This is a genomic window from Isoptericola sp. Y541, from assembly GCF_059445465.1.
In genome coordinates this window covers 71,072-78,042 of the sequence record NZ_JCAIUJ010000012.1, presented here as the reverse complement: position 1 = coordinate 78,042, position 6,971 = coordinate 71,072, and the positions used below count along the sequence as shown (strand labels likewise).

The following is a 6,971-nucleotide window of genomic DNA, read 5'->3' as shown; positions in this document are numbered from 1 at the left end:
ACTTCACAACCGGAGGCCTTCGTCTGTCAGACAGACTCACCGATGCCGGGCGGTACAACCTCCCTGGACATCACACCTAAACAGCCTCGACTGGTGCCCGTGCGTATCGCACCGGTGCGAATCCTCACTCCCCCTGGCCCCACCGGCGGTGCACTCAACCTCGCGCGCGTCAGCAGAGTTCCGGTTGCACCACGGTCGCCGTCGTGCCACTCTCAGCGCGTCAGTTTTCCCTCGCTCAACGGAGAGTGACTTCTATGCGCAGAATCTGGCGACTCGTACTGACCAGTACGCTTGCACTCGGTAGCGTCGCGGCCGTCTCGATGCCCGTCAATGCTATCGAGCCCGCCTCAAGCCACGTGTCCACTGCGGCCGAGATCGATGCCGAGGTGCTCGCGTCCTGGGTTCCGTGGGACGGGAACCACATCACCTCGCAGGTGAACTGTGCGGCTCGCCGCGCACAACTCATTAGGGACTACGGGATTGCGCAAGGGGCACTCCAGTGCCGGCGATTCTACGTGGCTGCATGCCCGACCGGGTACTACTACTGGATGGTCTACGTGAACAAGGACGTATGGTTCGCCGCCCCGGCCGTCAAGGGTGCTGAGCAGGTCTCGACCTCGGCGGAGTGCGCTACCGCGTGACAGATCTTGCACCTTGGGGCGCCCATGCCGTCAGCGAAGGAGATTCGGTGACGTGCATGGGTGTCTTGAGAGAAGTTGAAGGTAGACTGCTTCTTGAGGCCGAGCCCGCATATGTACAAAGTTATGCGGGCCTGGTTCTAGATGCCGCTTACACGCTGGAGTTGGGATCGCCAGAGACGTTCGCCCCGACCGAACTGTTGGGGACACGCGTGCGAGTCGCAGGTTCTCTCATCGGAGATCGCGTCACCGTGTCGACGGTTCGCAAGTCTCAGAGGGCCCGCCTGCCCCATGCGGCTCCAGTGGAGCCGCACCTGGTGCGGCGCGTGCGCCCAGCGGTCGAGCGGGAGCTCATGGAGTCCGGCGCCCTGCTTGATTGCTGGGTGGAGCGGGATTCTGCTAGCGGGACGGGTCGGCTCGTCGCACTGGCTGCCGATACAGACGCGGTCAGACGAAGTCTCGGCCCTGATGTGGCGGTGATTCGGAGCCATTGGAGTCGTCGAGAATTCGACGAGATCGAGGCCGCCGTTCTGGGGGCGGAGGGTTCGGTCGCACAGTTTGGCTACGAGTCGGCGAGCGATGATCAGATGGTCATCCATGCGGTACTTGATCGCCTATCTCCAGAGTTGGCGAGTAAACTAAACTCGTTCCCTATAAAGGCCCTGAAGATTGGGCTCCTTCTTCATCCCACAGAGGCCGAGTAGTTCGAAAATGGTGACTATTGCATCAACGCGGTGCGACGACATAGTTTGCCCATGAGGCGCCCGCTTCACGTGCGTGCTTTTCGCTGACCGCGTAGGAATATCCGAGAGTGTCTGCAGCAATGGCGGGTGGCATGTCGAGGACGATTTGTCGTAGAGCCGCGTTCCGGGCGCCTCGGAGTTCGATTCCGATGCTGCGGAGCCGCCCCATCAGGTAGTTCGCGGTGAGCGGACGGCCTGGGCGGAATCCTGTGAAGACCCAAGGCGAGTCTTTCCCTGCGGTTGTGTTCATGTTCGGACGGTTCTCGAGGTGCGCGTGGATGAGCGCCTCGACGATCCCGGGGACGGTCGCTGGTTCATCGCCGAGGTGGATCGTGGCCGGTGTCGTGGTGATCGAGATGTCGTCAAGCCGCAGGTGGGCGATGCGTGTGATGGGCTGTCCGTAGAGGAGGAGCAGGACGGCCGCGAGGCGCAGATACGTCGGATGATCAGCACCGAGTACGGCGTTGCGCAGCAGGCTGAGTCGTTCGTCCTGCGTGAGCACCGGTGACGTGCGGGGTTTCCGCCGTGGGAAGTCGATCGGAGGTAGGTGGCCATGGCGAACGGCCCAGCGGGCGAAATTTCGTGCCACGTAGCGGGTGCTCGGCCCCGGTGCGAGCCATTGATCGATCGCTTGCGGCGAGAGGTCGGCGGGCGTGATTCCGCGGCCGCGGAGGAACCCGAGGAAGTCCGCGGCGACTGTGATCTCCTGCTTGGCGCTGTTCGCGGCGCCCGGCTTCAGGGTGCCCGCCGTAGCGCGAGTACGCATGCGGCGCAGGTGGTGCCAGGTGGCGAACCGGTGCAGTAGCGCCCGGTCGTCCGGGGTGGATCGGGCCGTTCAGCTTCATGTCGAGCCAGTGCTCGAACTTCGCGATGGTGGGGTCGCGTTCGGGCAGGATGCCGCAGCGCGTGAACAGTCCTTCGAGGTGGTTGGCGGTCTGGCGCGAGTCCTCTGCGTCGAAGGTTGCGTGCTCGATGGGTAGCGACCCGTCGGCGAAGCCGCGCAAGAGGCGCAGGACGGTGGGGTTCCGTAGCCAGATCCGGGCGCTGCGCGAGTCCGGCTGGGAGCAGACGGCCTCGTAGAACGGGATGAGTGCGGTGCGCACCGTGCCGTGGCCGTCATCGAGCAGGATGGCGAGGTCGTCTCGCAGGCAGCAGCGTGAGCACAGGCCTTTGCGGTGGGGGGGTCTGCCCCCGGTTTGGTTGACGATCGGGGTGTGCGGTAGTCAGGCCGCTTCTGCGGCCGTGTAGATGGTCTCAAACTCGACCGGGGTGAGTCTGCCAAGACGGCGCTGACGGCGGCGACGGTTGTACTTCGTCTCGATCCAGGTCACGATCGCCAGGCGTAGGTCCTCACGGCTGTCCCAGCGTCGGGTGTCCAGGACGTTCTTCTGCAGCAGGGAGAAGAAGCTCTCCATGCTGGCGTTGTCCCCGGCGCCGTAGGAGCGTCCCATCGACCCGACCAGATGGTGGTTCTTCAGCAGGCGCTGCACCTTCTTCGCCCGGAACTGCCCGCCTCGGTCGGAGTGGCAGATGGTCCCTGCCGGTGAGCGCAGCGCGATCGCGTTGCGCATCGCGGCCATCGCCAGGGACGACTTCATCCGCGAGCCGATGGAGTAGCCCACGATCCGCCCGGAGTAGACGTCCTTGATCGCGCAGATGTAGAGCTTCCCTTCTCGCGTGGGGTGCTCGGAGATGTCCCACAGCCAGACCTTGTTCGGCAGGTCGGCAACGAACTCGTGGCGGACGACGCCGTGTTCGTCGACCACGGCCAGGAGGTCGTCGTGCGGGGCAGGCCCGGCGGATCCGGCCTTGCTGCGCTTCTTGTGATGCGAGGCGGTGATCCCGGCGATGCGGCACAGCCGGTGCACGCGGTTCTCCCCGACGGTGATCTGGCGGTCGTCGGCCAGCTCGTCGGTCAGGAACCGGTAGCCCAACGTCTCGTCGTCATTGTGCAGGTCGTAGAGCACGTCGATGACGTGGGCGTCGTCCCAGTCACGCTGGCAGACGGGGGCCTTGAGCCACTTGTAGTACCCCTGGGTCGTCAGACCAAGGACCCTGCACGCCACCGCGACCGGCACCCTGATCCGGGCGCCGGCCGCGGCCATCTCACGGACGAGCGGGAAGACTATTTTCCCGGCAGGTTCGCTTGCGACAGGTACGCCGCCGCCCGGCGCAGGACCTCGTTCTCCTGCTCCAGCAGACGGTTGCGCTTCTTCAGCTCTCGCAGCTCGGCCTTGTCGGCCTCGCTCAGACCAGGCCGGCGACCGTCCTCGACCTCGGCCTGCTTCATCCAGTTCGCCAGCGAGCCTTCGGAGATGCCGAAGTCCTTCGCGATCTGCGACAGCGACGCCTGGCCCTTGCGGGCCACGGCCACGACGTCGTCGCGGAACTCCTTGGGATAGGGCTTTGCCACGGGGACATCCTTCCAGCGAGGACAAGATCCTCACAGTTCAGGTGTCAACCAAACTCGGGGCAGACCCAAACTGGCAGCCGAGGAGCTCTGCGCGGCGTTCACCGCGACCACGGGAACACCGACTCTCTGCCTACGCCCACCCGGCGTCGTCAACGCCGACATCGCCGAGCACATCCGAGCCGCACGCAACGGAGAACCCCGAGTCCGAATACCTGCCGTTCTGGGAATACGGGGCCTTCATCGACGTCCGCGACCTCGCCACGTGCATCTTTCGTGCTCTCGTCGCACCCGGCGTGCACGGGCACCACCGGCTCCTCGTCAACGGACCCGACATCAGCTCGTCAGGGCTCACGACCCGGGAACTGCTCAGCATGGTGTTGCCAGACGTACCGCTCCACACCGAGGCCATTCGGGAAGGAGTCTCGTACGCCCCTCTGCTCGACACCGGCCCCGTGGAGAATTTGCTCGACTGGAGCCCCCGGCACCACTGGCACTAACGACCAAGTGCACCGAGCCGTGTGACGGTGCGACACATCTGTCGGCATCAGGACGACGTCGCTCTGTCGGACAATCGTGCCGAGCCGCCGTCTCGTTCGCCGGCGTCGGGACGGCGTTGCCGGCGAGGCGGGGCTCGATTCCCGCATCGTTGATCAGGACGTCGAGCCCGCCGCGCGCGCCGACGAGCGCGGTCGCGGCCTCGACCGAGGCGTCGTCGAGCACGTCGAGCCGGACGAAGCGCCCGCCGAGCTCCTCGGCGGCCGCGCGGCCGCGGGCGTCGTCGCGGGCACCGACCCAGATCGTGTGCCCGGCCTGGACTGCGCCGGCCTGACCCGCTGGCTGGCCGGCACCCACCCGGACCTGGTTGACGAGCGGGACGGCGACCTGACCGCCCAGGCGGCGTGGCGGAGGTCGGTCAGCAGGTGGCGGCTGTGTCTGCGGGCCGTGTCGAGCCAGCCGCGGATGGCGAGGGGCCTGACCCATCAAGAGAAGATGTGTCAACGCACGTCCCGCGGACAGCCTGGGCATTTACGACACAGCTCGCGGATGACGCACGTCGGGCGCGTGGGCCCAACCCGGGCGTTCACCGCTCATCCGCCCCACGACGGTGCTTGACTGTCGCCGTGCCCTCTTCCCGCAGTCCGCGCCCGGGCCGACGTCGTCGGGTCGCCGACACGTCGGCCCTCGCACGGCTGCTCATCGCCGTCGTCGTCGGTGCGCTCGCGACGGTGGCCGCGTGGCGCGTGTTCGATCCGGCCATCTCGCTGGCCCTCGGATGGGTCGCCCTCGCCGCGACGGACATGGTGTGGACGTGGGTGACGATCTGGCCCATGGACGCCGGCGAGACGGCGGCCCATGCGACCCGCGAGGAGCCGAGGCGCGCGGTCACGCACCTCATCATCCTCGTCGCCGCCGTCGCGAGCCTCGGCGTCGTCGGGCTCGTGCTCGCCACGGGCGACGAGTCACGCCGTGTGATGACGGCGGCGATCGCCGTGCTCAGCGTCGCTGCCTCCTGGGCGACGGTCCACACCCACTTCGGGCTCCGCTACGCCCGGCTGTACTACACGGGCCCGGACGGGGGGATCGACTTCCACCAGGACGCCCCGCCGCGATACACCGACTTCCTGTACATCGGCGCCACGGTCGGAATGAGCTTCGCCATCTCGGATACGGACCTGCAGTCGTCCGAGATGCGCCGCGCCGCGCTCGCGCAGGCGCTCCTGGCCTACCTCTTCGGCTCGGTGATCCTCGCGGGGCTGGTCAACCTCGTCGCCGGCATGTGACGCGTGGACGAGCGAGCCCAGCACCGAGGTGAGGAAGCCCAGCCGTCGGGACCAGCGCGCGGGCGGGTCGCTCGCCGGGCCGAAGCCCGCCTCGACGGCGTGCTCGGGGTGCGGCATGAGCCCGACGGCCTTTCCCGCGGCGTAGGTGATGCCCACGATGCCGCGGCGGGAGCCGTTCGGGTTGACCATCGAGCCGGGCAGCAGGTGCGCGTCGGTGAGGATCTGGAAGCCGTGGCAGACGTGCCTTGTCGGACCGCCGTGAACTGGATGAAACCGAGGCGCGGCACCCGCGCACGACGCACTCGACGGAACATCTCGAGGCCGCGGCAGATGACGTCGCCGAGTGGGTGCACGCCACTGTCCGGGCGCACAGGTCAGCGGTGGCCGACGCCGGCGGTCATGCCGCCGCCGACGACGAGTTCTGCGCCCGTCAGGTAGGCGGAGTCGTCGCTCGCGAGGAAGACGACCACGCCGGTGAGGTCGTCCGGGGCGCCGCCGCGGCCCAGCGGAATCGGCGTGCGGGACGGGTCGATCAGCACCCCGAGGGCCGAGCCGATGCACGCCCGGGAAGTTCACGGCCACGGCCCGCGTCCGCACCAGCACCTCGCCCGGCCCGGGCTGCGGCGCCGGGACCTCGTCGAGCCGGAGCACGTCGGCGGGCTCCCCGGTGCGGGTCGCGCGCCAGGCGCGCACGGTCGGCCCGGGGGTCGGGACAAGGGTCGGGGCAGCTGCGAGGTCATCGTCACTCTCGTCGCTCTCGTCGCTCGAAGGTCGTGCGGTCGGTGCGGGTCGGAACAGGTCGGGTCAGCTGGGGATCGCCCGGATCCCGCGCAGGAACAGCTCGGTGAGCTGCTGGGCCACCTCGGTCTTGGTCTCGGGGCCCTCGGGCGAGTACCAGTGCGACAGGTAGTGCACGTCGCTGAAGAAGTGCGCCACGAGCAGCGACCGGGGCACGTCCGTGCGGAACACGCCCTCGTCCTGGCCCGCACGCAGCAGCGCGGCGAACTCGTCGTGGTACTCGCGCCGCCGCTGCGTGACCTCCTTGAGGCGCGGCTCGGTGAGCATGTGCATGCTGCGGAAGAAGACCGTGCCCTCGGGCAGGAAGTCGATCGACGTCTCGACGACGTCGACGCACACCGCCCGCACCACGTCCTCGACCGACCCGCCGGCCGCGACGATCTCGTCGAGGTGCGCCTTCTGCAGCGCCAGCATGCGGTCGTAGATGGCGAAGAGCAGGTCGTCCTTGGACTGGAAGTAGTGGTACATGGCGCCCTTGGTGACGCCCGCGGCCTCGACGATCTGCTGCACGCTGGTCGTGGCGTAGCCCTGAGTGGCGAACAGGTCCAGGGCCTCGGCGGTGACCCGGTCGGCGACGTGGGTACTCTTCATGGCTCCC

General features: G+C 67.7%; 7 protein-coding genes and 1 pseudogene. 2 read left to right on the top strand and 6 right to left on the bottom strand.

What is annotated here, in order from left to right:
- Positions 1–515 precede the first annotated feature (515 nt).
- Entirely contained in the window at positions 516–641 is a 126-nt protein-coding gene (locus AC1C2V_RS19240; RefSeq protein WP_495391261.1) for a hypothetical protein, read from the top strand.
- 723 nt (positions 642–1,364) lie between these two features.
- Here the strand turns inward: AC1C2V_RS19240 and AC1C2V_RS19235 are convergent.
- The 3 genes from AC1C2V_RS19235 to AC1C2V_RS19225 all read right to left on the bottom strand — a co-directional run bounded on the left by AC1C2V_RS19235 (position 1,365) and on the right by AC1C2V_RS19225 (position 4,775).
- Positions 1,365–2,147 (bottom strand): site-specific integrase, encoded by a 783-nt coding sequence (locus tag AC1C2V_RS19235; RefSeq protein WP_495391260.1) that lies wholly within the window; start codon positions 2,145–2,147, stop codon positions 1,365–1,367.
- 457 nt (positions 2,148–2,604) lie between these two features.
- Positions 2,605–3,794, bottom strand: a protein-coding gene (locus AC1C2V_RS19230; RefSeq protein ID WP_495391259.1) for an IS3 family transposase whose coding sequence is annotated in 2 segments (ribosomal slippage) — positions 2,605–3,513 and positions 3,516–3,794 — 1,188 coding nt in all. Because the reading frame shifts where the segments join, the coding sequence is not laid out codon by codon here.
- Between the two features lie 366 nt (positions 3,795–4,160).
- Positions 4,161–4,775 (bottom strand): SDR family oxidoreductase, encoded by a 615-nt coding sequence (locus tag AC1C2V_RS19225; RefSeq protein ID WP_495391258.1) that lies wholly within the window; start codon positions 4,773–4,775, stop codon positions 4,161–4,163.
- Between the two features lie 140 nt (positions 4,776–4,915).
- On the opposite strand from AC1C2V_RS19225, the gene AC1C2V_RS19220 reads away from it, so the two are divergent.
- The gene (locus AC1C2V_RS19220; protein ID WP_495391257.1) at positions 4,916–5,575 is read left to right on the top strand and encodes a DUF1345 domain-containing protein; all 660 of its coding nucleotides are present in this window, start codon (positions 4,916–4,918) and stop codon (positions 5,573–5,575) included.
- A 6-nt stretch (positions 5,576–5,581) separates the two neighbouring features.
- On the opposite strand, the pseudogene AC1C2V_RS19215 reads toward AC1C2V_RS19220, so the two are convergent.
- The 3 genes and pseudogenes from AC1C2V_RS19215 to AC1C2V_RS19205 form a co-directional block, all read right to left on the bottom strand.
- Positions 5,582–5,866, bottom strand: a pseudogene (locus AC1C2V_RS19215) (phosphoribosylformylglycinamidine synthase subunit PurQ); the annotation flags it as partial.
- Between the two features lie 83 nt (positions 5,867–5,949).
- Complete coding sequence (locus tag AC1C2V_RS19210) at positions 5,950–6,114, bottom strand: SDR family oxidoreductase (RefSeq protein ID WP_495391256.1); 165 nt, start codon at positions 6,112–6,114, stop codon at positions 5,950–5,952.
- 265 nt (positions 6,115–6,379) lie between these two features.
- Positions 6,380–6,964 carry a TetR/AcrR family transcriptional regulator gene (locus tag AC1C2V_RS19205; RefSeq protein ID WP_495391255.1) on the bottom strand — a complete coding sequence of 195 codons (585 nt, stop codon included), beginning with the start codon at positions 6,962–6,964 and terminating at the stop codon, positions 6,380–6,382.
- Positions 6,965–6,971: the final 7 nt, after the last annotated feature.

Excerpts from the sequence above, each read along its gene's own strand:
- AC1C2V_RS19235 (WP_495391260.1), bottom strand. The coding sequence starts at position 2,147 with ATGCGTACTCGCGCTACGGCGGGCACCCTGAAGCCGGGCGCCGCGAAC.
- AC1C2V_RS19225 (WP_495391258.1), bottom strand. The coding sequence starts at position 4,775 with ATGGGTCAGGCCCCTCGCCATCCGCGGCTGGCTCGACACGGCCCGCAG.
- AC1C2V_RS19205 (WP_495391255.1), bottom strand. The coding sequence starts at position 6,964 with ATGAAGAGTACCCACGTCGCCGACCGGGTCACCGCCGAGGCCCTGGAC.